Source organism: Pseudomonas sp. 102515, assembly GCF_031085165.1.
Classification (GTDB): domain Bacteria; phylum Pseudomonadota; class Gammaproteobacteria; order Pseudomonadales; family Pseudomonadaceae; genus Chryseomonas.
The window spans coordinates 461,720-486,003 of the sequence record NZ_JAVHTY010000003.1 but is presented as its reverse complement, the minus strand read 5'-3'; the positions used below and the strand labels follow the sequence as shown (position 1 = coordinate 486,003).

Below are 24,284 nucleotides of genomic sequence, written 5' to 3'. Positions count from 1 at the left end.
CGGCAGCGCTCAGGCCCAGGCCCCCCGCAACCTGGCCAGCGCCTCGACGATCCGCGCCTCCGGCACCGCCGCGAAGCCCAGCACCAGTCCGGCGCGGGCGTCGGGCGGGGTCGGGCCCTCGGGCAGCCAGTAGCGCGACAGCGCATTGAGCTCCACCCCGACCGCGGCCGCCCGGGTCACCAGCTCGGCTTCGCGGGCCAGGTGGGTGACCGGCAGGCACAGATGCAGGCCGGCCACCGGGACGCCCGGCGGGGCGCAGCCGGCAACCTCTGGCCAGCCGGCCAGCAGGGTATCGCGGCGATTGCGCGCGGCCCGTCGCATGCGGCGGATATGGCGCTGGAAGTGGCCCTGTTCGATGAAATCGGCCATGACCGTCTGGGTGGCGCTGTCGAGATGACGGATGCCGGCCCGTTGCAGCTCTAGCAGCGCCGGCACTAGCGCGGGCGGGGCCACCAGATAGCCCAGGCGCAGGCCGGGAAAGGCGATCTTGGAAAAGGTGCCGACATAGAGCACCCGGCCGTGGCGATCCAACGCGGCCAGGGGTGCCAGCGGGGCGCCCTGGTAGCGGTACTCACCGTCGTAGTCGTCCTCGACGATCCAGCCGTCCGCCTGCCGCGCCCAGTCCAGCAGCGCCAGGCGCCGCGGCAGGGACAGTACCGCGCCGGTGGGATACTGGTGCGACGGGGTGACATAGACCAGCCGGCAGTCCGGCCGCCCTGCTAGCTGCTCCACCACCAGCCCGGCCCCATCCACCGCAACGCCCTGCAACCGCGCCCCGCCACTCTGCAAGGCCAGGCCCGCGGCGCGATAGCCGGGATCCTCCATGGCCGCCAGGGCTCCGGGCGCCAGCAGCAACCGCGCGCAGAGTTCGATGGCCTGCTGGGCGCCGCTGGTGATGAGGATCTGCTCGGGTGCGCAGACCAGGCCCCGCGCCTGGCGCAGGTAGGCGCTCAGCAGTCGGCGCAGCCGCGGTTCGCCGCCGGGTTCGCGGTAGCCCAGCAGCGCCGGTTCCGGCTGGCGCCAGAAACGCTGCTGCAGCCGCGCCCAGGTGGCGAAGGGAAACAGGTCCACCGCCGGCAGGCCGACCCGAAAGGCGCACGGCGCGCCGGGCGGCACGCTGGCCAGGGGCACGGGGGCGGTCCTGGCCGTGGCTTCGGGAGCGGCCAACGCCTGGGCCACGGGCGCGACATAGGTGCCGTCGCCCAGGCGGCTGTCGAGAAAACCCTCGGCCAGGAGCTGCTCGTAGGCGGCAGTCACGGTATTGCGCGAGATACCCAGCAACCGCGCCAGTTCGCGACTGGCCGGCAGCCTTACCCCGGCGCCCAGCTCCCCGGCCAGGATGCGCCTGCGCAGGCCCTGGTAGAGCTGGCGCGCCAGACCCTGACCCGACTCAAGCAACAGCCCCGACGGCTCGAATCCCAGCATGGATTGGCACCCTGAAAGTCATGAGAATTGGCTCTTACAGGGAGCCAAAGTCGACCTTAGCATGGCCGGACGTCGCTGGAGTTCCTGCCCATGTATCCCAATCCCGCCTTCTGTCTCGACGACCTGCCCAGGCTGCACCAGCACCTGCGCGATCACGCCCTGGCGCTGCTCATCAGCCAGACCGAGACCGGTCCGCTGGTAAGTCATCTGCCGCTCTGGCTGGCTCCCGATGAGGGCCCCTATGGCACCCTCTATGGCCATCTGGCGCGCAGCAATCCCCAGGCCCAGGCACTGCTCGAGGCGGGACAGGCACTGGCGGTGTTCCAAGGGCCTCAGGCCTATGTCAGCCCCGCCTTCTATCCCGGCAAGGCCGAGCATGGCCGGGTGGTGCCGACTTGGAACTACCAGGCCGTGCACGCCCGCGGCATGGTCGAGGTGTTCGATGACCCCGAGCGCCTACTACAGCTGCTGGAGCGCCTCACCGACCAGCACGAAGCCGGGCGCGCCCGGCCCTGGCAGGTCGCGGACGCGCCGGCCGACTATGTGCAGGGCATGCTGCGCGCCATCCGTGGTCTGCGCCTGCCGCTGGACAGCCTCCAGGGCATCGCCAAGCTCAGCCAGAATCGCACCGCCGCCGACCGCGAAGGCGTCCGCCAGGGTCTGGCCACCAGCCCGGTACCCGGCGACCAGGCCCTGGCCGCCCTGATCCCCTCTCCCGCCTGACCTTGGAGCCACCCATGACCATCCGCCCCCTGAGCGAAGCCGATCACGCCCCCTGGCACGCGCTGTGGCAGGCCTACCTGGCCTTCTACGAGACCGTCCTGCCGGAAACCACCTATGCCCGCACCTGGCAACGCCTGCTCGATCCGAGCGAACCCGTCCACGGTGCTCTGGGCTGGGACGGCGAGCGGCCCCTGGGCCTGGTGCACTTCATCTATCACCCGTCCTGCTGGACCGAGACCGACTACTGCTACCTGCAGGATCTCTATGTCGCCGAAGACCATCGCGGCAACGGTCTGGGCCGCGCCTTGATCGAGCACGTCTATGCCCGCGCCGAAGCGGACGGCTGCGACCGGGTGCACTGGCTGACCCAGGAGACCAACTACCCGGGACGCCAGCTCTACGATCGCATCGCCACCCGCTCCGGCTTCATCCAGTACCGCCACCTGCTGGGAGACAGGACATGACCCCTCTCGACTGGACCCCGGCCCATCTGCCTCAGCCCCGCCTGCTGCAGGGTCGCCATGTACGCCTGGAACCGCTCGACCCGCAGCGCCATGGTGCCGATCTCTGGCAGGCCCTGCACGACCAGGATCCGGCCCTGTGGGACTATCTGCCCTATGGGCCCTTCACCGAGCGGGCCGCCTTCGACACCTGGCTGGCGGGCTTGGCAGAGGGTCGTGATCCGCTGTTCCATGCCGTGGTGGATCCCCGCGACGGCCGCGCCCTGGGGCAGCTCAGCCTGATGAGCATCGTTCCCGAACACGGCAGCATCGAGATCGGCCATGTCGCCTTTGGCGGGCGCCTGCAGCGCACGCCCCTGGCCACCGAGGCCTTCTATCTGCTGATGCAGGAGGCCTTCGCACTGGGCTATCGGCGCCTGGAGTGGAAGTGCGACGATGCCAATGCCCGCTCGAAGCGTGCCGCGGTGCGGCTGGGCATGCGCCCTGAAGGCCTGTTCCGCCAGCACCGGGTGGTCAAGGGTCGCAACCGCGATACTGCCTGGTTCAGCCTGCTGGATCACGAATGGCCCGCGGTGGACGTAGGCTTCAGGCGCTGGCTGGCGGCGGAGAACTTCGATGCCGAAGGTCGTCAGTTGAGCGCCCTGGCTGTCGCGGCTGGCAAATGAGAAGCAATACCAACGAAGCGGACAAAGCGCTATCCTAGAGGGGTTGCTACCATCAGTCTCCATTGCCGTGACCGCCATCCACGTCCTGCTCGTCGACGACCACCGCAAGCTGCGCGAACCGCTGGCGATCTACTTGCGTCGTCAGGGGTTGGAAGCCACCACCGCGGCCGATGCCACCCGAATGAAGGCGCTGCTCGCGCAGCAGCGCTTCGATGTCATCGTCCTCGACGTGATGCTGCCGGATGGCGACGGCTTCAGTCTCTGCCGTGAGCTGCGCCAGCGCGACACGACGCCGGTGATGCTGCTCACCGCCCGGGGCGAAGTGGATGATCGGGTGCTGGGCCTGGAACAGGGCGCCGACGACTACCTGACCAAGCCCTTCGAACCGCGCGAACTGGTGGCGCGGATTCGCACCCTGCACCGGCGCTACCAGGCGACCACGCCAACCGTCGCGGTCGAACCCACACCCGCGGCGGCCTATCGCTTCGCCGACTGGCATTACATCCCCCTTACCCAATGCCTGCGCCACGCCGACGGCAGCACCCGCCGCCTGGGCCAGGCGGAGGCTCGCCTGCTGCTGGCCTTCCTGTGTCAGCCCCGGACCGTGCTGCATCGTGATCTATTGCTGCACCAGGTACGGCCGCCCGATCGCGCGCTGGAAGACCGCAGCCTGGATCGCCAGGTCAGCCGGCTGCGCCTGCGCCTGGCCGATCCGGCCGGCGAGTCGCCACTGCGGACCGTCTGGGGCCGCGGCTATCTGCTGGACTGCCCGGTAGAGGCCTTGGACGGGCCATGATTGCCGCCTGGCGTCGCTGGCTGCAAGGCATCACGCCCCGCCTCTGTCTGCTGTTCTGCGCGGTCTTGCTGCTGGCGCACGCGACCGCGGCACTGGTCCTGCACCAGACCGGCTCGCTGGTCCATCCGTTGTCCTATGGTCAGGCCTTGGAGCGCCTGGCGGTAGCCCGTACCGCGGTCGAGCGCTTGCCGGTGGCGCAGGCACAAGCCCTGCTGCGGGTGCTGGCCGAGTCACCGGCGCAGGTCTGGGTCGCCGCGACGCCGGAGGTGGCGCCCTTCGCCATGCTCGCCGAGGAACGCCGCCTGACCCGGGATCTAGCGCGACGCCTGGGGCAAGCCGAAGAAGGCCTGGTGATGCAGTTGGAAGGCCTCGCGGGCGACGCCGCCCGCGCCTCACCGCTGACCCCGGCCGGCTGGGCCCCCCTGCGCTTGCGCAGCAGCGTGCTCCTGCCGGACGGTCGCTGGCTCAATGCCGTGCAGTATCCAGCGCGCAGCGACGGCTGGCTGACCGCCCTGGGCAGGTCGCTGCTGCTGGGTGCCCTGCCGGTGCTGCTGCTGGCCTGGCTGCTGATCGGCCAATTGGTACGGCCGCTCCAACGACTCACCCGTGCCGCCGAGCGACTCAGCCGGGGCGAGCGCAGTCGACTGGAGGTCCGCCAGGGCCCGCGCGAGGCCAGGGAGTTGGCCGCGGCCTTCGAGCTGATGCAGGAGCGGCTGCTGCGCCATCTGGACGATCGAGTGCGCATGCTGGCCGCCATCAGCCATGACTTCAATACCCCGCTGGCCGCGCTGCGGGTCCAGCTGGCCCTGCTGGAACCCTCGGCCGAACGCGACGACATGGAGGAAAGCCTGGGCGAGCTGGACGCCATGGTGCAGGAGACCCTGGATTTCATCCGTGGCGAGCGCCAGACCGAAGCCCACCAGGGTATCGACCTGAGCGCCCTGCTGCAGGACTTGCGCGAGCGTTACCGGGCGCTGGGCCAACCGGTGACCTGGCCGGAGGACGGACCGGTCCCGCTACGGGGTCGCCCGCTGGCGCTCAAGCGTGCCCTGGGCAATCTGCTCGACAATGCCCTGCACCACGGCGGCAGCGCTACGCTCGAGCTGTCGCGTCCCGCGCCACAGCTACTCCGGCTAGACATCCTCGATGACGGCCCCGGCCTGCCGGAGGATCAGCTGGAGCAGGTCGTCGAACCCTTCTACCGGCCCCCGGGGCAGGACTCCGCCCGCGGCCTGGGCCTGGGCCTGGCCATCGCCCGCGCCTGCATCCTCGCCCATGGCGGGGAACTGCACCTGCACAATCGCCCGGAAGGCGGCCTCTGCGCCCGGATCCTGCTGCCGTCGGCCACCTAGCAGCCCAACGGCCTTTGCGTGGGCAGGCAATTGCCGGGCTTCGACGTTTGAATCCTCTCAGCTGATCGCGGCCAGGGCGGTCCGCCGATGCGGTCGCTCCTACGGTTACGTCGGAGGCTGCAGGAGCGGTCCATGGCCGCGATAGTCCAGGCCAAAGCGACCATAGCGGCGGACCACCCTGGTCGCGCCAAGACAGTGGCTTCCAAGGTGGCGACACCATGATCGGTCAGGATCTTGCTGGTGTTGGAGATGAACGCCTGCTCGGCCAGCCCGCTCCCTTTGGGAGAGGGCTGGGGTGAAGGCGCGCCTCGCAGCGAACTACCCGGTGGAAAAGGCTACGCCGTTTCCAGGCTACGACTCCGACAGCGACCGTGCGCTTACCACGCAGAGGTTCCACGTGGAGCATCCAGGTCCCCCTAGAAACTCAGGGTTGCGCTCACCCAGAGATGCCGGCCGTAGTTCACCGTGCCATAGGTCTCGTCGTCCAGGCGGCGGTCACTGAGGTTGCGGATCGCCGCATTGAAGCTCAGGTTGCGCGTCGCCACGAAGCCGCCGCCCACATCCCAGGTGGTATAGGCCGGCGCCGCTTCGCCGGTCAGGGTGGCGTCGTATTCCTCACCGTAGTAATCCAGCGCCGTCCACAGATTGAGCCGGTCCGACAGGGTCCAGTCCAGGCGGACGTTGGCCTTGCGCTCCGGGGTCAGGGCCAGGGGCGCACCCTGGTTGGGGCCGCTGCGCTGCTCCGAGTCGAGATAGGTGAAGTTGCCGCCCAGACGCAGGGCCTCGGTAATATCCCAGCCACCGCTGAGCTCCACACCGCGGATCACCGCCTCGTCGACGTTGATGCGATCCATGCGGATGTAGTTGTTCCAGCGCTGGGTGGTGGTGACGGTGGAGAGCTTGTCCTGGAAGTCGTTGTAGAACAGTGTCGCCGCCGCCTCCAGATTGCGACGGTTGGACCAGAGCGCCGCCACCTCGTAGTTGGTGCTGGTTTCCGGCTTGAGCTCCGGATTGCCGAGCATGACGAAGCGGTTGCGCCGCAGATAGGCATAACCTGGCGCCACGGCGCGGATTTCCGGCGCCTTGAAACCGCGCGAGACGCCGCCCTTGAAGGTCCACTCAGGGGTCGCATGCCAGACCCCGTAGAGCCGCGGACTCCAATGATTGCCGTACAGCTCATGGTGATCCAGGCGCAGCCCGCCGGTGAGGGCGAAGCTGTCGGTGATGGCCCACTCGTCCTCGGCGAACAAGGCCTGCTGGGTCACCGCGAAGGCATACTGGCGGCGATCGTTCAGCCCCTGGTTCCAGTCCTGCACCTCGCCGCGGTTGTATTGCAGACCGGTGGTGAGCAGGTGGTCGTCCAGGGGGGTCACCAGCTTGGCGTCGAACACGGTGTTCTCGACCTGCGGCTTGCGCCCATAGACATCGGTCTGCGCCGGCGTGGCCAGACCTTCGCGAGAGGTTTCCTCATGCGCCAGGGACACGTCCGACCGCATCCCACCCTGCCAGTGCCCGGTATGGCTCAGCGACCAGTGATCGCGGTCATTGTCCTGCTGGCGAGTCGCCCAGTCATTGCTCAGGCCATCGCCGTTACGCAGCCGCGTCTGGCCGGCTTCGAGCAGGATCTCGTGATCCTCGTTCGGGGTGAACACCAGACGCCCGGTCAGGTCGCGGTGGCGCGCCTTGCTGAAGCCCTGGGTCTGCTGGACGTCGTCATCGGCCTGGCGATCCAGGTAGCGACCCCAGAGCTGCAGGCCGAGCAGGTCGGCATGCAGCGGGCCGCCGAGGAAGAACTGGCCCTGCCGCGAATTGCCCTGATCCTTGTGCTGCTGGGCTATGTAGTCGGTGGTCAGGGAGCCATGCCACTGCGCGACATTCTTCTTGGTGATGATGTTGACCACCCCGCCGATGGCATCGGAGCCGTACAGCGAGGACATGGGCCCCCGCACCACCTCGATGCGCTCGATGGCCGCGGCTGGCGGGATGAAGCTCTGCTCGTAGCCGCGGTTGCCGTTGACCCGAGATTCCCGCGCGCTCTGCCGCTTGCCGTCGACCAGGATCAGGGTGTAGTCCCCCGGCATGCCGCGGATGGAGATGTCGGTCTCGTTGGCCGCGCCGTTGACCACCACGCCCTCGACGTCGCGCAGGGCATCGCCCAGGTCGCGCACCGGGCGCTTGCGCAGGGTCTCGGCGTCGATCACCGTGACCGAGGCCGGGGCGTCCTCCAGCCGCTGTTCGAAGCCGGAGGCGGTGACCACCGTGGTGTCGAGATCGGTGACCTCTTCGGCCTGGATCGCCAGACTGGCCACAGCCAGGCCGAGCGCCAGGGGCGTGGGGATGAAGCGTTGCAACCTTGCCATGCAGCGTGCCCTCCAGACGGGAAAGGGCACGGATGGTAATGATTGGCGTTACGAAAAATGGGACAGGTTGGGACAGCTGCCCTCACTCGCCGCGGATGTAGCCTTCCAGCTGACGGATCAGCGCGGCCTGCTCGACCATGATTTCCTTGACCAGGTCGCCAATGGACAGTAGGCCGATCAGTTGGCCGTTACCCATTACCGGTAGGTGACGCAGGCGATGTTCGGTCATCAGCGCCAGGCACTCGGCGACACTCTGCGATGGCAGGATGATGATCACCGCGGCGGTCATGATGGTGCTCACCGGGGTGGCGTAGGAGGAACGCCCCTGTAGCACCATCTTGCGGGCATAGTCGCGCTCGCTGACGATGCCCACCAATTCGCCTCCGCGCATCACGGGCAGCGCCCCGACGTTCTTGTCGGCCATCAGTTGCAGCGCTTCGAGCACCGAGGCTTCCGGCATGGTGGTGTAGACGTCCTGCTGGGCTTTGGCGGCGAGTAACTGGGCAACGGTTTTCATAATTGTTCTCCTGAGGGAAGGCGAGCGTGACCGGGAGCGCCTGGCCAGGCCAGTCAACCGATTACATCAGGCCGATTGAACGCCCTTATCGCCCGAGCGACGTCGATCCCGCCACAGGCGCCATGTCAAGGCGAGCAGGAAACCCGCGGTCAGCAACACCACCATGGTCGGCGCCGGTGCGCTGTCCCAGGCCAGGCTCAGCAGCACCCCGCCCAGGGCCGCCGCCACGGTCAGCGTCGTGGCCACCAGCAGCATCCAGCCAAAGGAACGGGTCAACAGAAAGGCGGTGGCACCGGGGGCGATCAGCAAGGCCACCACCGGCACCATGCCCACCGCCTGCAGGGCGCCGACCACGGTCAGGGCGATAAGCCCGAGCAGGCCGTAGTGCAGCACCTCCACCCGCAGGCCTAGGGCCCGTGCCTGGGCCGCATCGAAGGCCAGCACCAGCAGGTCGCGCCAGCGGCAGGCCAGCGCCAGTACCACCAGGGCGGCGATCACCGCCATCTGCCAGAAGGCCTCCGGCGTCACCCCCAGCAGATCGCCGAGCAGGATGTGGTCCAGGTGCAGCTCGGTGGGCAGCCTGGCGTGCAGCACCAGGCCCAGGCCGAACATGCCGGAAAAGACCACGCCCATCAGGGTGTCCTGCTTCACCCGGCTGTGGCGCTTGAGATAGCCGGTGGCCAGGGCGCACCCCAGCCCCGCGACGAAGGCGCCCACGACCAGCGGCGCCCCCAGCGCCGAGGCCAGCACCAGGCCGGGAAACACCGCATGGGCGATGGCGTCGCCCAGCAGCGCCCAGCCCTTGAGCACCAGAAAGCACGACAACAGCGCCGTCGGGATCGCTACCAGCACGGCCATCAGCAGCGCCTGGCGCATGAAGTCGATTTCCAGGGTCAGCCGCAACCAGTCCATCAGCCCGCCTCCGCCGTCTGCCGCGCCCGGTGGCGGTTGGCCAGCAGGCCGTGGCGCGGCGCCAGGACGAAGGCCAGCAGGAAGATCAGGGTCTGCAAGACCACCACGCAGCCCCCAGTGGCGCCGTCGAGGAAGTAGCTGAGATAGGTGCCCAGCAGCCCGCTGCCGACGCCGATGGCCACGCTGATCAGCACCACCCGGGAGAAGCGGTCGCTGAGCAGATAGGCCGTCGCCCCCGGCGTCACCACCAGGGCGATGACCAGGAAGGCGCCCACCGTCTGCATGGCCGCCACGGTGCTCAGGGCCAGCAGGGTAAAGAACAGCAGCCTGTACAGGGTGGGATTGAGGCCGCAGGCGCGCGCCTGGCCTTCGTCGAAGAACACCAGCAGCAGGTCGCGCCACTTGAGCAGCAGGACCAGCAGGGAGATGGCGGCGATGATCAGCAACTGGCGATTGGCCTCGGGGGTGATGGCCAGGATGTTGCCGAAGACGATGGTCTGGATGTCCACCGCGACCGGCGCCAGCGAGACCAGGAACAGCCCGCCGCCAAAGAAGGCACTGAAGATCAGCCCGATGATGACGTCTTCCTTGAGCCGGGTGTAGTGCCGCAAGCCGAGCATGGCCCCGGCCGCCGTGCCGCCGGCGAGAAAGGCGCCCAGGGCCAGCGGCAGGCCGAGCAGATAGGCGCCGGCTACGCCGGGCACCACGGCATGGGACAGGGCATCGCCGATCAGCGACCAGCCCTTGAGCATCAGGTAGGCCGAGAGGAAGGCGCACAACCCGCCCACCAGCGCCGCCGCACCCAGGGCATTTCTCATGTAGCCGTAGGCCAGGGGTTCCAGCAGCCCTTCCATCAGGCACGCTCCCGGCGCCGCGGCTCCGCCTGGCCAGCCTCGAACAGGCGCAGGGTGCCGCCAAAGGTGCGTTCCAGATTCTCGCGGGTAAAGACCTCGGCCGTCGGCCCCTGGGCCAGCACGGTGCGATCGAGCAATACGGTGCGGTCGCAGAAGCGCTCGATGCTGGCCAGATCATGGGTCGACACCAGCATCGAGCGACCCTCGGCGCGCAGGGCCTGGAGCAACTCGATGATGGCCCGTTCGGAGGTGGCGTCCACCCCGGTGAAGGGTTCGTCCAACAGGATCACCCGGCTGTCCTGGGCCAGCGCGCGCGCGAGGAAGACCCGCTTCTTCTGGCCACCGGAGAGTTCGCCGATCTGCCGTTTGCGCAACTCGGTCAGCCCCACCCGGGCCAGGGCGGCGTCCACCGCCCTATGATCGGCGGCGCGCGCCAGGCGCAGGAAATTCATCCGGCCATAGCGACCCATGAGCACCACGTCTTCCACCCGCACTGGAAAGTCCCAGTCCACGTCTTCGCTCTGGGGCACGTAGGCGACGAGATTGCGCTTGAGCGCCTGGGTCACCGGCAGGTCAGCGATCCGCACCTGGCCGGAGCGAACCGGCACGAAGCCCATGATCGCCTTGAACAGGGTCGACTTACCGCTGCCATTGACCCCCACCAGGGCGGTGATGGAACCGCCAGGCACCACCAGGCTGGCCTCGCGCAAGGCGGTATGGCCGTTGCGATAGGTCACGCTGACTGCGTCGAGGGCGATCATGGCGCCAGCCCCTTCACCAGGGTTTCGGTGGTGACCCGCAGCAGATCGAGATAGGTCGGTACCGGCCCGTCGGCCGCGCTCAAGGAATCCACATGGAGCACTCCGCCGTAGCGGGCGCCGCTCTCCCGCGCCACCTGCTCGGCCGGTGCGGCGGAGACGGTGCTTTCGCTGAACACCGCCGGAATCCGCTCGGCGCGCACCGTCTCGATCACCCTACGGACCTGCTGCGGCGTGCCCTGGGCATCGGCGTTGATCGGCCAGAGATAGAGCTCCTTCAGCCCCAGGTCGCGCGCCAGGTAGCTGAAGGCGCCCTCGCTGGACACCAGCCAGCGCCGCTGTTCGGGAATCGCCTGCAGTTGCTGGCGCAACGGGTCGAGGGTGGCGGTGATGCGCGCCTTGTAGGCCTCGGCGTTGCGGCGATAGGTCTCGGCCCGGGCCGGGTCGTGCTCCACCAGGGCATCACGGATGTTGTCGACGTAGATCAGCGCTGCCCGGGGTGACATCCAGGCATGGGGATTGGGCTTGCCGGCATAGGGGCCCTGGGCGATGGCGATGGGCTCGACGCCGCGGGAGACCACGGCGCTGGGCACGGCCTTCATGCGGCTGAAGAAGCGCTCGAACCAGAGCTCCAGATTCAGGCCGTTCCACAGCACCAGCTGGGCATCGCGCGTCTTGAGCAGATCGCCCGGGGTCGGCTGGTAATTGTGGATCTCGGCGCCGGGCTTGGTGATGGATTCCACTCGCGCGGCGTCGCCCGCCACGTTGCGCGCCATGTCGGCGATCACCGTGAAGGTGGTGACCACCTTGAACGGCTCGGCGGCCTGGGCGGCGTTGCCCAGCAGCAATCCCAGCAGACCCGTCAGGGTCCAGCGTCTCGTCTTCTCTAGCATGCGGCCCGCCTCTCGGTGGTTATAGCCTTGGCTAAATTAGATAGCACAACCTATCAGAGGTGCAGGAAGACTTTGTAACCTGGGATGAGAGGGGTAAAGGACAGAGGTGAACAGGGAAAGCGCCTCGTTCGGACGTAACCCTCGTTCAGAACGTAAAAGGGCGCTGATGAGGGCTGCAGAGGCCAGGCGGCCTCTCTTGATCAGCAGGGATCAGTGAGCGGCGTGGGCTGTCATGCTGCGCGAGCGCTCGGACTGCGCATCCAGCGGACGACGTTCGGCAGGCTGGTCGATCAGCTTGTCCAGCAGGCCACGCAGGGCGCGTCTCTTGAGATCTTTCAGCATCGCGAATCCTCCCGGGATCGTTATAGCCTTGGCTATATTAAATAGCAGACCCTATCGAGAGGTGTTAGTGCTTTTTACTAATCGATCGGATAGAAGCCGCCCATAAAAAAGGGGGCCTAGTGGCCCCCGAGGGAAATCGAAGGGATCTCAGCCTTCGATTTCAATCAGGACTTCACCCGGATTGACCCGGTCGCCCTTGGCCACCCGTACCGCGGTGACGGTGCCGGCGATGGGGGACTGGATCTCGGTTTCCATCTTCATGGCTTCGGTGACCAGCACGCCCTGCCCCGCTTTGACCCGATCACCCTCCTTGACCAGCACCTCGACGATGTTGCCCGGCATGGTGGTGCTGACGTCGCCCGGCCGCTCCGCCTGGCGCCGCCGCTGAGCGCCCTCGGCGACGAAGTCGCCACTGGCCTCGAACACCACCTCTTCCGGCACCCCGTCGATGGACAGGTAGAAGTGCCGCTTGCCCTCGCTCTTGAGACCGATGCCGGTGATGTCCACCTGGTAGGTCTCGCCGTGCACGTCGACGCTGAAGGCGGTCGGCACGCCCTGGCCGCCCACCGCGGCCACGCCATCGGCCGACGGCATGGGCAGCAAGGCTTCCGGCACCAAGGTGCCCGCGGCGCGTTCCTCGAGGAACTTGCGCCCGATGTCGGGGAACATGGCAAAGGTCATCACGTCTTCTTCGCTCTTGGCCAGGTCGCCGATCTCGGCGCGCAGCCGGGCCAGCTCGGGGCTGAGCAGGTCGGCCGGGCGCACCTCGATGACCTCTTCCTGGCCGATGGCCTGCTTGCGCAGCTGCTCGCAAATCGCGCCCGGCGCCTTGCCGTAGCGCCCCTGCAGATAGAGCTTCACCTCGTTGGTGATGGTCTTGTAGCGCTCGCCGGCCAGGACGTTGAAGAAAGCCTGGGTGCCGACGATCTGCGAGGTCGGCGTCACCAGGGGCGGGTAGCCCAGGTCCTTGCGCACCCGCGGGATCTCTTCCAGCACTTCGTTCATGCGATTGAGGGCGCCCTGTTCGCGCAACTGGTTGGCCAGGTTGGAGATCATGCCGCCCGGCACCTGGTTGACCTGCACCCGGGTATCGACCCCGGTGAATTCGCTTTCGAACTGATGGTACTTCTTGCGCACCGCATGGAAGTACAGGCCGATTTCCTGCAGCAGTTCCAGGTCCAGGCCGGTGTCGTAGGGCGTGTCGCGCAGGGCCGCGACCATGGATTCGGTCCCCGGGTGGCTGGTGCCCCAGGCCAGGCTGGAAATGGCCGTGTCGATGCGATCGGCGCCATTCTCCACCGCCTTGAGCTGGCACATGGCGGCCACCCCGGCGGTGTCATGGGAGTGCACCACGACGTCCAGGGTCAGGGCCTCCTTGAGCGCCTTGACCAGCTCGCCGGTGGCATAGGGCGTCAGCAGGCCGGCCATGTCCTTGATGGCGATGGAGTCCACGCCCAGGTCGGCCATGCGCCGCGCCTGGTCGACGAAGGCCGCCACGCTGTGCACCGGGCTGGTGGTGTAGCAGAGGGTGCCCTGGGCGTGCTTGCCGCTGGCCTTGACCGCGCGGATGGCGGTTTCCAGGTTACGCACATCGTTCATGGCATCGAAGATGCGGAAGACGTCGGTGCCATTGGCTGCGGCGCGTTCGATGAAGGCCTCGACCACGTCATCGCTGTAGTGCCGGTAACCGAGCAGATTCTGGCCGCGCAGGAGCATCTGCAGCCGGGTATTGGGCAGCGCCTCGCGTAGTTGGCGCAGGCGCTCCCAGGGATCCTCCTTGAGGAAGCGCACGCAGGCGTCGAAGGTGGCGCCGCCCCAGACTTCCAGCGACCAGTAGCCGACCTGGTCGAGCTTGGCGCAGATCGGCAGCATGTCTTCGGTGCGCATGCGGGTCGCCAGCAGCGATTGGTGGGCGTCGCGCAGGATGGTGTCGGTGATCTGGATGCTTTTCATTGTTCTGTCGTCCTTACAGACCGGCGTGGGCGGCGATGGCGGCGGCGATGGCGATGGCCAGGTGCGTCGGGTTGCGCTTGATCGAGTACTGGGTCAGCTCCGGATGGCTTTCCACGAAGCTGGTGTTGAAGCGCCCGCTGCGGAATTCCGGATCGCGCAGGATGGCCTGGTAATAGGGCGCGGTAGTCTTCACCCCCTGCACGCGCATGTCGTCCAGGGCACGCAGGCCGCGATCCATGGCCTCTTCCCAGGTCAGCGCCCAGACGATCAGCTTGAGGCACATGGAGTCGTAGTACGGCGGGATCACGTAGCCGGTGTAGATGGCGGTGTCGGTACGCACCCCCGGCCCACCCGGCGCGTAGTAGCGGGTGATCTTGCCGAAGCTCGGCAGGAAGTTGTTCTTCGGGTCCTCGGCATTGATGCGGAACTGCAGGGCGAAGCCGCGGTGCTGGACGTCTTCCTGGGCGAAGGACAGCGGCAGCCCCGAGGCGATGCGGATTTGCTCACGGACGATGTCGATGCCGGTGATTTCCTCGGTGATGGTGTGCTCCACCTGGACCCGGGTATTCATCTCCATGAAATACACCTCGCCCTCGGCGAGCAGGAATTCCACGGTGCCGGCGTTCTCGTAGCCCACCGCCTTGGCGGCGCGCACGGCGAGATCACCGATGTAGGCGCGCTGCTCGGGGGTCAGCTGGGGGCTGGGCGCGATCTCGATCAGCTTCTGGTTGCGCCGCTGGATGGAGCAGTCGCGCTCGAACAGGTGCACGGTGTTGCCGTGGCTGTCGGCGAGGATCTGCGCCTCGATGTGCTTGGGATTGACGATGCACTTCTCGAGAAACACCTCGGCCGAGCCGAAGGCCTTGGTCGCCTCGGAGATTACCCGCGGATAGGCTTGCTCCAGTTCTTCGCGGGAGTTGCAGCGACGGATACCGCGCCCGCCGCCGCCGGAGGTGGCCTTGAGCATCACCGGGTAACCGATACGATCGCCTTCGCGCAGGGCCTCGGCGATGTCCGCCACGTTGCCCTCGGTGCCGGGGGTGCAAGGCACGCCAGCGGCGATCATGCTACGCCGCGCTTCGGTCTTGTCGCCCATGCGGCGGATGACCTCGGCGGATGGCCCGATGAACCGAATGCCACGCTGGGCGCAGATTTCCGCCAGTTCGGCATTTTCGGAAAGGAAGCCATAGCCGGGATGCAGGGCGTCGCAACCGGTCTCCACGGCGAGGTTCACCAGCTTGCGCGGATTGAGATAACCCTCCAGCGGATCGCTGCCGATCCCATGGGCCTCGTCGGCACGTTTCACGTGGAGCGCTTGGCGATCGGCGTCGGAGTAGACCGCTACCGAGCGAATGCCCATCTCGGCACAGGCACGCACGATGCGCACGGCGATCTCGCCCCGATTGGCGATAAGTATCTTCTTGATCACACCTGGCTCCTTGTCTGCTGCAGGCTGCAGCCGCTTGTTATTGCCGGTGATCTGACGCTACGCCAGCACCTCTCTTATGGAAAATAAATAATTGTTGGATACTCCATAAGTCATTCCTTATGGATCTCGCCGATGCCGATGCGCAAGCCGTTGATGCGACTCACCTTCCGCCAGTTGCAGGTGTTCGAGGCCGTCTGCGAGGCGCGTTCCTACAGCCGCGCGGCCGACATCATGGCGCTCACCCAGCCGGCGGTGAGCCTGCAGGTACGCCAGCTCGAAGAGGTGGTGGGCGCGCCCCTGTTCAACTACCTCAATCGCACCCTCTACCTCACCGAAGCCGGCGAGGCCCTGCGCCAGACCGGGCGTGACCTCTTCGCCCGCCTGGGCAGCCTGGACATGCAACTGTCGGATCTGCGCGGCGCCCTGCACGGCCAGCTGCGACTGGGGGTGGAGAGCAGTGCCCAGTACCTGGCGCCGCACCTGTTCGGCCAGTTCCGCAGCAGCCATCCCCAGGTAGACCTGGCGCTGACCGTGGGCAACCATGCCCGGGTGCTGCGTCGGCTGACGGAGAATCGCGAGGACGTGGCGCTGATGTCCGGGGTGCCGAGCAACGCGGACCTGGATTTCCTGCCCCTGCTGGACAATGCCATCGTCGCCGTGGCGCGCCCGGGCCATGCCCTGGCCGGGTGCAACGGCCTCAGCCTGCGCGACCTCACGGCCTATCCGCTGCTGGTGCGCGAGGTCGGCTCCGGCACGCGCCAGGCCTGCGAGGACTATCTCAAGCAGAAGCGCGCGCACTTCGCCGAACAGCTGGAGATCGGCGCCTTCGAGGCGCAGCGCGAGGCGGTCCGCGCCGGACTCGGCCTGGCGCTCCTGCCGCGCCAGGCCATTCGCAGTGATCTCGCCGCCGGCAGCCTGGTCGAGCTGGACGTCGCCGAGCTGCCATTGCGCCGTTCCTGGTGCGTGGTCCAGGTACGCGGCAAGCCGCTGTCGCCGGTGGCCCAGGCCTTCGTCGACTATCTGCGCGGCCAGCGCAGCCTGATCAATGCGTTAGGTATTGCCCTGGAGCCTGCTGCCGGCGTTGGGCCTGGCGTTCGTTCAGCAGTTGATTGAGAAACAGCAGTTCATCGACTTCCACGGCGAGTCGCTGTTCTTCGGCACGGGCCTCGATGGCACGGCGGAATCTCATCCGCCGTTGATCCTGTAGCTTTCTGCGGGCCTTGCTGTCGAGACGAACGCTGGATTGCTGGATGAGAGCGGTCATGCCAATTCCTCCGGGCTGGGATCGGAATGGGCAGCTTCACCCTAACAGGTGACGGTTTGGCGACAGCGAGACGACTATTGGGTGTCGCTGTGCTTGGTCGACTTCGACGACAGCCGCAGACTGCGCAGGCTGCGCTTTACGCCCTTGAGGTGCTCGACCAGCGCCGGACCACGGGACATGGCCACGCCCATGGCCAGCACATCGATCACCACCAGGTGGGCGATGCGCGAGGTCAAGGGCACATAGATGTCGGTGTCTTCGTGCACGTCGATGGCGATGTTGACCGTGGACAGGTCGGCCAGCGGGGTCTGTCCCGGGCAGATGGTGATCAGGGCCGCGCCGTTGTCGCGTACCAGATTGGCGGTGATCAGCAGGTCCTTGGAGCGCCCCGACTGGGAGATGCAGATGGCGGCGTCGGAAGGCGTCAGGGTCGCCGCCGACATGGCCTGCATGTGCGGATCGGAATAGGCGGTGGCGCTGAGCTGCAGGCGAAAGAACTTGTGCTGGGCGTCGTTGGCCACCGAGCCCGAGGCGCCGAAGCCGTAGAACATCACCCGTTGCGCCTTGGCGATCGCCTCGATGGCCGTTTCCAACGCCCGCATGTCTAGGCGCTCGCGCACGTCCATGAGGGTGTGCAGGGTGGTATCGAAGATCTTCAGGCTGAAGTCTTCCACCGCATCGTTCTCGTGGATGGCGAACTGACCGAAACTGGCGCCCGCCGCCAGGCTCTGCGCCAGGCGCAGCTTGAGATCCTGGAAGCCATCGCAACCGATGGCCCGGCAGAAACGCACGATGGTGGGCTCGCTCACGCCGACGTTGTGGGCAAGGTCGGCCATGGAGCTGTGCATGACGGCAGCCGGATCCACCATGACCTGCTCGGCGACCTTGAGCTCCGACTTGCGCAGCAGGTGGCGGGATTGAGCAATGTGTTGCATGAGGTTCACAGGCGTATCTCGTCTAGCGGGCGGATGTAGTGCGTCGTACTTATACTACATAACGGTCGCCAAGGCTCTTGGTCATTACGATTCAGCACGGTCTTTTTCGCACTCCCATCGGCACTTGGTAGTCTCCTGGACAGGTGACTACCAAGTGCCGGAGCAGCTTTTGAACCGCTCTGCGCACGGCCTTGCGCAGATTCCTGGGCAGTGGCATGCAGTAGTCCTGCCCACACCTTGTAGTCCTTTTGCAAGCCACTGATCAGAAAGGATTTTTCCAGTTCTGGCATGGCCCTTGTCAAGTCCTGGTACCCGGACCAAAAAGCCCTATCACCAGGCAAGGAGCGCACCATGCCAACCCTGCGTACCTGTCCCTCGAAGGCACCAGGCAAGGTCTGGTCACCGCCGGCACCATTACCGAGGACTCGGTCGGCAACATCTTCCAGGAAGGCCACGAAGACCAGATCCTGGTCCAGGCCCTCAATCACCAGGTGATCGTTCCCCGCGATCCCCAGTCGGGTCAGTCCACCGGCCAGCGCGTCCCCTCACCTCCAGCGAACGCCTCGGCAAGTGCCGCCTGGAGTGGTACCGCATCTCGGCCACCGGCACTCAGGAGCACTACTTCACCCTCGAGCTGGAGGGCGCCATCATCGTCGATGTCCAGTCGCGCATGCCCAACTGCCAGGACCCGAGCATGGCGCACTTCACCCACCTGGAAGACGTCTACTTCACCTACCGCAAGATCGTCTGGACCCCACGAGGTCTCCGGCACCTCCGGTGCCGACGACCGGCGCCTGACGCGCCGGTCCCGGGCGTTCGCCTGCCCCGCGCCACCCGCCTCGCCTCCCATCCGTCCGGTTTGGCGCTCCTTCCACCGCATCGGTAGAATGCGGCGATGAACGACGACATCTCCCTGCTGCTCAATTCTCTCAACGATGCCCAACGTCAGGCCGTGGCCGCGCCCCTGGGTCGCCAACTCGTCCTGGCCGGTGCCGGCTCGGGCAAGACCCGGGTGCTGGTGCACCGCATCGCCTGGCTGATCCAGGTCGAGCGCGCCTCGCCGCACTCCATCCTCTCGGTGACCTTCACCAACAAGGCCGCCGCCGAGATGCGCCACCGCATCGAGCAATTGCTCGGCATGAGTCCGCAGGGCATGTGGGTCGGTACCTTCCACGGCCTGGCCCACCGCCTGTTGCGGGCGCATTGGCAGGAAGCGGGGCTGTCGCAGAATTTCCAGATCCTCGACAGCGACGACCAGCAGCGCATCGTCAAGCGGGTGATCCGCGAGCTGGGCCTCGACGAGCAGCGCTGGCCGGCGCGCCAGGCACAGTGGTTCATCAACGGCCAGAAGGACGAAGGCCTGCGGCCGCAGCACATCCAGGCCGCCGGTGACCTCTTCCTGAGCACCATGCGCAGCATCTACGAAGCCTACGAGGCAGCCTGTGCCCGCGCCGGAGTGATCGACTTCTCCGAGCTGCTGCTGCGCGCCCTGGATCTCTGGCGCAACAATCCCAGCCTGCTGGAACACTACCAGCGGCGCTTCCAGCACCTGCTGGTGGACGAATTCCAGGACACCAACGCCGTCCAGTACGCCTGGCTCAAGCACCTCGCCCAGAATGGCGCCAGCCTCATGGTGGTGGGCGACGACGACCAGTCCATCTATGGCTGGCGCGGCGCCAAGATCGAGAACATCCAGCAGTTCAACGAGGACTTCTCGGCCGAGATCATTCGCCTGGAGCAGAACTACCGCTCCACCGACACCATTCTCAAGGCCGCCAACGGCCTGATCGCCCACAACTTCGGCCGCCTCGGCAAGGAGCTGTGGACCGATACCGGCGAAGGCGAGGCCATCACCCTCTATGCCGGCTTCAACGAGCACGACGAAGCCCGCTATATCGTCGAGACCATCGAGAGCGAGTTCAAGAAGGGCAGCCGGCGCAGCGAAATGGCCATCCTCTACCGCTCCAACGCCCAGTCGCGGGTGCTGGAAGAGGCCCTGCTGCGCGAGAAGATCCCCTATCGCATCTATGGCGGCCTGAGATTCTTCGAGCGCGCCGAAATCAAGAACGCCATGGCCTACCTGCGGCTGATCCAGCATCGCCACGACGATGCCGCCCTGGAGCGGGTGATCAACGTGCCGCCACGGGGCATCGGCGAGAAGACCGTGGAGGCGCTGCGCAGCGCCGCGCGGGCCCAGAACACCTCGCTGTGGCAGGCGCTGCACGACCTGGTCGGCGCCCGCGCGGTGTCGGGTCGCGCCGCCTCGGCGCTCAACGTCTTCGTCGAGCTGGTCGATACCCTGGCCCTCAAGGCCGAGGACCTGTCCCTGCACAACCTGGTGCAGCAGATCATCGAGCAGACCGGCCTGGTCACCTTCCACAAGGAAGAAAAGGGCGAAAAGGGTCAGGCGCGGGTGGAAAACCTGGAAGAACTGGTCAGCGCCGCGCGCTCCTTCGATTTCAGCGGCGACGAGGAGATGACGCCCCTGGCGGCCTTCCTCGACCACGCCGCCCTGGAATCCGGGGACACCCAGGCCGACAGCCATGAAGACAGCGTCCAGCTGATGACCCTGCACAGTGCCAAGGGCCTGGAATTCCCCCTGGTGTTCCTGGCCGGCATGGAAGAAGGCCTGTTCCCGCACAAGATGAGCCTGGAAGAGCCTGGCCGTCTGGAGGAGGAACGCCGCCTGGCCTATGTGGGTATCACCCGCGCCATGCGCCGGCTGGTGATGAGCTATGCGGAGACCCGCCGACTCTACGGCAGCGAGACCTACAACAAGGTTTCGCGCTTCGTCCGCGAGGTACCGGATGGCCTGATCCAGGAGGTACGCCTGTCCAATGCGGTCAAGCAGCCCTTCGCCGGCAGTCGTCCCAACCTCTTTGCCCAGGCACCGGTGCCGGAAACCACCTTCAGCCTCGGTCAGCCGGTACGCCACGCACTGTTCGGCGACGGCGTCATCCTCAACTACGAGGGCTCCGGCGCCCATGCCCGGGTGCAGGTGAACTTCAAGTCCGACGGCAGCAAGTGGCTGATGGTGAGCTACGCCAAGCTCGAACCCCTCTAGCGATGACGACCTCCTGGCTGTTCTGGGCGCTCCTGGCGGCGGCCTTCGCCGCCCTGACCGCCATCTTCGGCAAGCTAGGCGTGGAACACGTCAACGCTGATTTCGCCACCCTGCTGCGCACCCTGGTGGTCGTGGTGGTCCTGGCGGCCATCGTCCTGGCCACCGGGCAGGCGCAACCCCTGGCCAGCATCGCCGGGCGCAGCTATCTGTTCCTGGTGCTCTCCGGCGTGGCCACCGGCCTGTCCTGGCTGTGCTACTACCGGGCGCTCAAGCTGGGCCCGGCGTCGCTGGTGGCGCCGGTGGACAAGCTGAGCGTGGTGCTGGTGGCGATCTTTGGCGTGGCGCTGCTGGGTGAGCGCCTGGACCTGCGCCAGTGGTGCGGCATCGCCGCCATCGGCGGGGGCGTGCTGCTGCTCGCCTGGCGACCTTGAAGGGGCGCAGGAAAAGGGCCTGACCGCCGGTGGGAGATTGCCGGACGGCAGAAAGCGGCCAAGCCGATTTCCTGCATTGCGCATTCCCTTGCCATCGTCCCGTTCATTCAAACGGGCGACTTAGAGCGATTCTGCCGCGTCGATCCCCAGCCGGCAATGGCTGGATTCCGCAAAAGCGGCCTAATGGTGTCCGCCCTTGTCCTGCTCCAGGGTTTCGATGAAGGCGATCTGCAGTCGCGAATGGACACGGATGAACCAGCGCCACAGCACCGCGATCACCACCACCGCGACCAGGCCGATCAGCAGCAACAGCTCGCCGCGCGGCAGGATGCTGCTGCTCAGGGCGGCCAGCAGCACCAGGATGCCGGCCAGCGACAGCAGGGGGATCAACTCGCTGACCAGTCGCCGTACCGGCTGCGTATAGCGCCCGGCCTGGTTCTGCCGCACGCTGAGTTCGGCCATCAGCATGGCCAGGGCCTTGAGCTTGCGATAGGCGGCGATCAGGCAGGGCAGTGACAGCAGCAACGCCCCGCCCCAGATGCAGGCCTTCTGCAGGTCGGGATCGACGATCCAGGCGCTGAGCCAGCCCGCCAGTCCGCCGGCGAAATAGGCCCCACCCAGGAAGATGGCGATGACCAGCGACAGGTTGATGCCGACCTGCAGCAGGATGCGTCTCATCATGCCGGCCAGGACCGCCTTCTCGCCCTGGGGCTGGATGCTGCGCAGCCATTCGCCATAGATGCCCAGCACCCGCTGCAGGGGCTGCGGCAGCCAGCGACCGATCCACAGCGCCAGTGGATCGGCGGCCTTGATCAGATAGGGCGTGAGCAGCGTGGTGACCGCCGACACGGCCACCGCCACCGGATAGAGGAAATGGCTGGTGACGCCCAGGGTGATCCCCAGGGTGGCGATGATGAAGGAGAACTCGCCGATCTGCGCCAGACCCATGCCGACCCGCAGCGAAGTCCGACCGTCGTTGCCGGCGATCAGGGTCCCCAGGCTGCAGGCGAGGATCTTGCCCAGGACTACGGCGACGCTGATGACGGTGATCGGCCAGGCGTACTCCACCAGCACCTTGGGATCGAGCAGCAGGCCGATGGCGACGAAGAAGATGGCGCTGAACATGTCGCGCAGTGGCTCCACCAGCTTCTCGATCTTCAGCAGCTGGCGCGACTCGGCCATGATGGCGCCGATCAGGAAGGCGCCCAGTACCACGCTGTATTCCAGCTTGGCCACCAGCAGGCAGAAGCCGAAGCACAGTCCCAGCACCGTGATCAGCAGCATCTCGTTGCTGTCGAACTTGGCCACGTAGGCCAGCAGGCGCGGTACCAGCAGGATGCCGATGACCAGGGCCACGATCATGAACAGACTCAGCTTGCCCAGGGTCGAGGCCACCGCGCCCGGCTCCACCGAGCCGCTCACCGCCAGGCCCGACAGCAGGGCGATGATGCCGATGCCGAGGATGTCCTCGACGATCAGCACGCCAAAGATCTGCTGGGCGAAGCGCTCGTGCTTCATCTTCAGCTCGTTGAGCGCCTTGACGATGATGGTGGTCGAGGAGATGGCCAGGATGGCGCCGAGGAACAGCGAATCCATGTGCGACCAGCCGAACATCTGCCCCACCTGGTAGCCCAGCCAGAGCATCAGGCTGATCTCGAGGAAGGCGGCGATGAAGGCCGTGGCGCCCACCCGGAACAGCTTGCGCAGCGAGAATTCCAGACCGAGGCTGAACATCAGGAAGATGACCCCCACCTCGGCGAGGGTCTTGATGCTTTCTTCGTCGTGGATCAGACCGAATGGCGGGGTGTGGGGTCCGATGATGAAGCCGGCGAGGATATAGCCCAGGACCACGGGCTGCTTGAGGCGGTGGAAGAGGATGGTCACCACGCCGGCCACCAGCATGATGACGGCCATGTCCTGGATAAAAGCTAGAGCATGCATCGGCCGGGCCCTCCTATGACGGGCCGGGCAATCTCCCGACACCTGCGCTGACTGGAGTCCAAGACTAGCACCTGCAAACTCTTGTGACGGATTTTGCAAAAATCTGTAATAGATTGATGTGCTTGGAAATTTTCAACCGTCGCAAGCACTTGGCGCATGGCTTCCAGGGAACGCCGACAGGGCAAAATACCGAAACAATTCACGCTGGCTGTACTTGACCGGGCAGCGCAAGATGTATCCAACACCAGACTCTTCACAGAGAGAACACCACATGCAACGCCTGATGAGCTTCTTCATGATCCTGTGCCTGGGCCTCACGCTCAGCCTGGATGCCAATGCCAAACGCATGGGCGCCGGCAAGTCCGCTGGCGCCGCGCCCATCCACCAGACCCGCCAGGCCGCGCCGACCCAGCAACCGGGCATGGCCGCTCCTGCCGCCGGTGCTGGCGCCGCCGCCGCTGCCCGTCCCAGTGGCGCCTCGCGCTGGCTCGGCCCGCTGGCCGGTATCGCCGCCGGTGGTCTGCTGGCCTCCATGTTCATGGGCGACGGCTTCGAAGGCTTCCAGTTCTTCGACTTCCTGATCCTGGCCCTCATCGCCTTCGTGATCTTCCGCCTGATCGCCCGTCGCAAGCAGCAGGCTGGTCCGCAGCCCGCCGTGGCGGGTCATGCGCCCATGCAGCGCGAGATGCCCAACCAGCCCAACAATGGCGGTCTGTTCGGGGGTGCCGCTGCTGGTGCCGCACCGGTGATCAACGCACCGAGCTGGTTCAATGCCGAGCGCTTCGTGGCGGCCGGTCGTGATCACTTCATGAGCCTGCAGCAGCACTGGGACGCCAACGAGATGGACAAGATCTCCGAGTTCGTCACCCCGCAGATGCTGCAGTGGCTGCGTGACGAGCGCGCTGCTCTGGGCGAAGGCTTCCAGTCCACCTACATCGAGAACCTGAACGCTACCCTGGACGGTGTCGAGGATCTGCAAGGCAAGACCATCGCCACCATCACCTTCAACGGTGTGTCCAAGGAATCGCGCTTCGACCAGGGCCAGCCGTTCAGCGAAAGCTGGCGCATGGAGCGCATGGCGGGCGAGAACCAGCCCTGGCTGCTGGCCGGTATCCGCCAGAACGCCTGATAAGGGCGCGTCACCGAAAAGCCCGGCTCTACGCCGGGCTTTTTCCTGGGCGCCGCCTGCCGAACATCTCTCGAAACCGC

General features: G+C 66.5%; 22 protein-coding genes and 1 pseudogene. 10 read left to right on the top strand and 13 right to left on the bottom strand.

From position 1 onward, the window contains the following. Positions 1-9: 9 nt before the first annotated feature. On the bottom strand, positions 10-1,425 hold the full coding sequence (locus RCF34_RS13615; RefSeq protein ID WP_308708636.1) for a PLP-dependent aminotransferase family protein: 1,416 nt from the start codon (positions 1,423-1,425) through the stop codon (positions 10-12). A 90-nt stretch (positions 1,426-1,515) separates the two neighbouring features. On the opposite strand from RCF34_RS13615, the gene RCF34_RS13610 reads away from it, so the two are divergent. From RCF34_RS13610 to RCF34_RS13590, 5 genes are all read left to right on the top strand, one after another. Beyond that, positions 1,516-2,148: an FMN-binding negative transcriptional regulator gene (locus tag RCF34_RS13610; protein ID WP_308708635.1), complete on the top strand. Its 633-nt coding sequence runs from the start codon at positions 1,516-1,518 to the stop codon at positions 2,146-2,148. 14 nt (positions 2,149-2,162) lie between these two features. Next, positions 2,163-2,612 (top strand): GNAT family N-acetyltransferase, encoded by a 450-nt coding sequence (locus RCF34_RS13605; protein ID WP_308708634.1) that lies wholly within the window; start codon positions 2,163-2,165, stop codon positions 2,610-2,612. Beyond that, the gene (locus RCF34_RS13600; RefSeq protein WP_308708633.1) at positions 2,609-3,274 is read left to right on the top strand and encodes a GNAT family protein; all 666 of its coding nucleotides are present in this window, start codon (positions 2,609-2,611) and stop codon (positions 3,272-3,274) included. The genes RCF34_RS13605 and RCF34_RS13600 overlap by 4 nt, the downstream gene beginning before the upstream one ends. A 67-nt stretch (positions 3,275-3,341) precedes the next feature. Further along, on the top strand, positions 3,342-4,070 hold the full coding sequence (locus RCF34_RS13595) for a response regulator transcription factor (protein WP_308708632.1): 729 nt from the start codon (positions 3,342-3,344) through the stop codon (positions 4,068-4,070). After that, positions 4,067-5,422 (top strand): ATP-binding protein, encoded by a 1,356-nt coding sequence (locus RCF34_RS13590; protein ID WP_308708631.1) that lies wholly within the window; start codon positions 4,067-4,069, stop codon positions 5,420-5,422. Before RCF34_RS13595 ends, RCF34_RS13590 begins: the two co-directional genes overlap by 4 nt. A 416-nt stretch (positions 5,423-5,838) precedes the next feature. Here the strand turns inward: RCF34_RS13590 and RCF34_RS13585 are convergent, their stop codons facing one another. From RCF34_RS13585 to RCF34_RS13545, 9 genes are all read right to left on the bottom strand, one after another. Then, positions 5,839-7,782 carry a TonB-dependent receptor domain-containing protein gene (locus RCF34_RS13585; RefSeq protein ID WP_308708630.1) on the bottom strand — a complete coding sequence of 648 codons (1,944 nt, stop codon included), beginning with the start codon at positions 7,780-7,782 and terminating at the stop codon, positions 5,839-5,841. Between the two features lie 82 nt (positions 7,783-7,864). Beyond that, positions 7,865-8,299, bottom strand: coding sequence for a CBS domain-containing protein (locus tag RCF34_RS13580; RefSeq protein WP_308708629.1), 435 nt, complete (start codon positions 8,297-8,299; stop codon positions 7,865-7,867). A 66-nt stretch (positions 8,300-8,365) separates the two neighbouring features. Beyond that, positions 8,366-9,211 (bottom strand): metal ABC transporter permease, encoded by an 846-nt coding sequence (locus tag RCF34_RS13575; protein WP_308708628.1) that lies wholly within the window; start codon positions 9,209-9,211, stop codon positions 8,366-8,368. Next, complete coding sequence (locus RCF34_RS13570; protein WP_308708627.1) at positions 9,211-10,065, bottom strand: metal ABC transporter permease; 855 nt, start codon at positions 10,063-10,065, stop codon at positions 9,211-9,213. The genes RCF34_RS13575 and RCF34_RS13570 overlap by 1 nt, the downstream gene beginning before the upstream one ends. Beyond that, positions 10,065-10,826: an ATP-binding cassette domain-containing protein gene (locus tag RCF34_RS13565; protein WP_308708625.1), complete on the bottom strand. Its 762-nt coding sequence runs from the start codon at positions 10,824-10,826 to the stop codon at positions 10,065-10,067. The genes RCF34_RS13570 and RCF34_RS13565 overlap by 1 nt, the downstream gene beginning before the upstream one ends. After that, on the bottom strand, positions 10,823-11,716 hold the full coding sequence (locus RCF34_RS13560) for a metal ABC transporter substrate-binding protein (RefSeq protein ID WP_308708624.1): 894 nt from the start codon (positions 11,714-11,716) through the stop codon (positions 10,823-10,825). The genes RCF34_RS13565 and RCF34_RS13560 overlap by 4 nt, the downstream gene beginning before the upstream one ends. 210 nt (positions 11,717-11,926) lie before the next feature. Next, the gene (locus tag RCF34_RS13555; protein WP_308708623.1) at positions 11,927-12,058 is read right to left on the bottom strand and encodes a hypothetical protein; all 132 of its coding nucleotides are present in this window, start codon (positions 12,056-12,058) and stop codon (positions 11,927-11,929) included. 147 nt (positions 12,059-12,205) lie between these two features. Further along, entirely contained in the window at positions 12,206-14,011 is a 1,806-nt protein-coding gene (gene oadA / locus RCF34_RS13550; protein WP_308708622.1) for a sodium-extruding oxaloacetate decarboxylase subunit alpha, read from the bottom strand. Between the two features lie 13 nt (positions 14,012-14,024). After that, positions 14,025-15,440, bottom strand: coding sequence for an acetyl-CoA carboxylase biotin carboxylase subunit (locus RCF34_RS13545; RefSeq protein ID WP_064307073.1), 1,416 nt, complete (start codon positions 15,438-15,440; stop codon positions 14,025-14,027). Between the two features lie 138 nt (positions 15,441-15,578). On the opposite strand from RCF34_RS13545, the gene RCF34_RS13540 reads away from it, so the two are divergent. Next, positions 15,579-16,553, top strand: a complete 975-nt coding sequence (locus tag RCF34_RS13540; protein ID WP_308708980.1) for a LysR family transcriptional regulator — start codon at positions 15,579-15,581, stop codon at positions 16,551-16,553. Here the strand turns inward: RCF34_RS13540 and RCF34_RS13535 are convergent. Both RCF34_RS13535 and hexR read right to left on the bottom strand, forming a co-directional pair. Beyond that, entirely contained in the window at positions 16,483-16,704 is a 222-nt protein-coding gene (locus RCF34_RS13535) for a transcriptional regulator (RefSeq protein WP_308708621.1), read from the bottom strand. The two genes, RCF34_RS13540 and RCF34_RS13535, sit on opposite strands and share 71 nt — an antisense overlap. Positions 16,705-16,778: 74 nt before the next feature. Then, on the bottom strand, positions 16,779-17,648 hold the full coding sequence (gene hexR / locus RCF34_RS13530; protein ID WP_295465432.1) for a transcriptional regulator HexR: 870 nt from the start codon (positions 17,646-17,648) through the stop codon (positions 16,779-16,781). Between the two features lie 320 nt (positions 17,649-17,968). On the opposite strand from hexR, the pseudogene RCF34_RS13525 reads away from it, so the two are divergent. From RCF34_RS13525 to RCF34_RS13515, 3 genes and pseudogenes are all read left to right on the top strand, one after another. Then, positions 17,969-18,433 (top strand): annotated as a pseudogene (locus RCF34_RS13525) (Hcp family type VI secretion system effector); the annotation flags it as partial. A 101-nt stretch (positions 18,434-18,534) separates the two neighbouring features. Beyond that, a complete protein-coding gene (gene uvrD, locus RCF34_RS13520; protein WP_308708620.1) occupies positions 18,535-20,703 on the top strand; it encodes a DNA helicase II in 2,169 nt (722 codons plus the stop codon). A gap of 2 nt (positions 20,704-20,705) precedes the next feature. Next, positions 20,706-21,134 (top strand): EamA family transporter, encoded by a 429-nt coding sequence (locus tag RCF34_RS13515; protein ID WP_273805531.1) that lies wholly within the window; start codon positions 20,706-20,708, stop codon positions 21,132-21,134. Between the two features lie 180 nt (positions 21,135-21,314). On the opposite strand, the gene RCF34_RS13510 is transcribed toward RCF34_RS13515, so the two are convergent. Then, a complete protein-coding gene (locus RCF34_RS13510) occupies positions 21,315-23,075 on the bottom strand; it encodes a cation:proton antiporter (protein WP_308708619.1) in 1,761 nt (586 codons plus the stop codon). A gap of 271 nt (positions 23,076-23,346) precedes the next feature. Between RCF34_RS13510 and RCF34_RS13505 the strand changes: the two genes are divergently transcribed. Next, complete coding sequence (locus RCF34_RS13505; RefSeq protein WP_183632204.1) at positions 23,347-24,204, top strand: Tim44 domain-containing protein; 858 nt, start codon at positions 23,347-23,349, stop codon at positions 24,202-24,204. Positions 24,205-24,284 lie beyond the last annotated feature (80 nt).

Excerpts from the sequence above, each read along its gene's own strand:
- RCF34_RS13590 (WP_308708631.1), top strand. The coding sequence starts at position 4,067 with ATGATTGCCGCCTGGCGTCGCTGGCTGCAAGGCATCACGCCCCGCCTC.
- RCF34_RS13600 (WP_308708633.1), top strand. The coding sequence starts at position 2,609 with ATGACCCCTCTCGACTGGACCCCGGCCCATCTGCCTCAGCCCCGCCTG.
- RCF34_RS13605 (WP_308708634.1), top strand. The coding sequence starts at position 2,163 with ATGACCATCCGCCCCCTGAGCGAAGCCGATCACGCCCCCTGGCACGCG.
- RCF34_RS13580 (WP_308708629.1), bottom strand. The coding sequence starts at position 8,299 with ATGAAAACCGTTGCCCAGTTACTCGCCGCCAAAGCCCAGCAGGACGTC.
- RCF34_RS13535 (WP_308708621.1), bottom strand. The coding sequence starts at position 16,704 with ATGACCGCTCTCATCCAGCAATCCAGCGTTCGTCTCGACAGCAAGGCC.
- RCF34_RS13565 (WP_308708625.1), bottom strand. The coding sequence starts at position 10,826 with ATGATCGCCCTCGACGCAGTCAGCGTGACCTATCGCAACGGCCATACC.
- RCF34_RS13515 (WP_273805531.1), top strand. The coding sequence starts at position 20,706 with ATGACGACCTCCTGGCTGTTCTGGGCGCTCCTGGCGGCGGCCTTCGCC.
- RCF34_RS13585 (WP_308708630.1), bottom strand. The coding sequence starts at position 7,782 with ATGGCAAGGTTGCAACGCTTCATCCCCACGCCCCTGGCGCTCGGCCTG.
- oadA (WP_308708622.1), bottom strand. The coding sequence starts at position 14,011 with ATGAAAAGCATCCAGATCACCGACACCATCCTGCGCGACGCCCACCAA.
- RCF34_RS13540 (WP_308708980.1), top strand. The coding sequence starts at position 15,579 with ATGCGCAAGCCGTTGATGCGACTCACCTTCCGCCAGTTGCAGGTGTTC.
- RCF34_RS13610 (WP_308708635.1), top strand. The coding sequence starts at position 1,516 with ATGTATCCCAATCCCGCCTTCTGTCTCGACGACCTGCCCAGGCTGCAC.
- RCF34_RS13575 (WP_308708628.1), bottom strand. The coding sequence starts at position 9,211 with ATGGACTGGTTGCGGCTGACCCTGGAAATCGACTTCATGCGCCAGGCG.
- RCF34_RS13615 (WP_308708636.1), bottom strand. The coding sequence starts at position 1,425 with ATGCTGGGATTCGAGCCGTCGGGGCTGTTGCTTGAGTCGGGTCAGGGT.
- uvrD (WP_308708620.1), top strand. The coding sequence starts at position 18,535 with ATGAACGACGACATCTCCCTGCTGCTCAATTCTCTCAACGATGCCCAA.
- RCF34_RS13510 (WP_308708619.1), bottom strand. The coding sequence starts at position 23,075 with ATGCATGCTCTAGCTTTTATCCAGGACATGGCCGTCATCATGCTGGTG.
- RCF34_RS13560 (WP_308708624.1), bottom strand. The coding sequence starts at position 11,716 with ATGCTAGAGAAGACGAGACGCTGGACCCTGACGGGTCTGCTGGGATTG.
- RCF34_RS13570 (WP_308708627.1), bottom strand. The coding sequence starts at position 10,065 with ATGGAAGGGCTGCTGGAACCCCTGGCCTACGGCTACATGAGAAATGCC.
- RCF34_RS13555 (WP_308708623.1), bottom strand. The coding sequence starts at position 12,058 with ATGCTGAAAGATCTCAAGAGACGCGCCCTGCGTGGCCTGCTGGACAAG.
- RCF34_RS13505 (WP_183632204.1), top strand. The coding sequence starts at position 23,347 with ATGCAACGCCTGATGAGCTTCTTCATGATCCTGTGCCTGGGCCTCACG.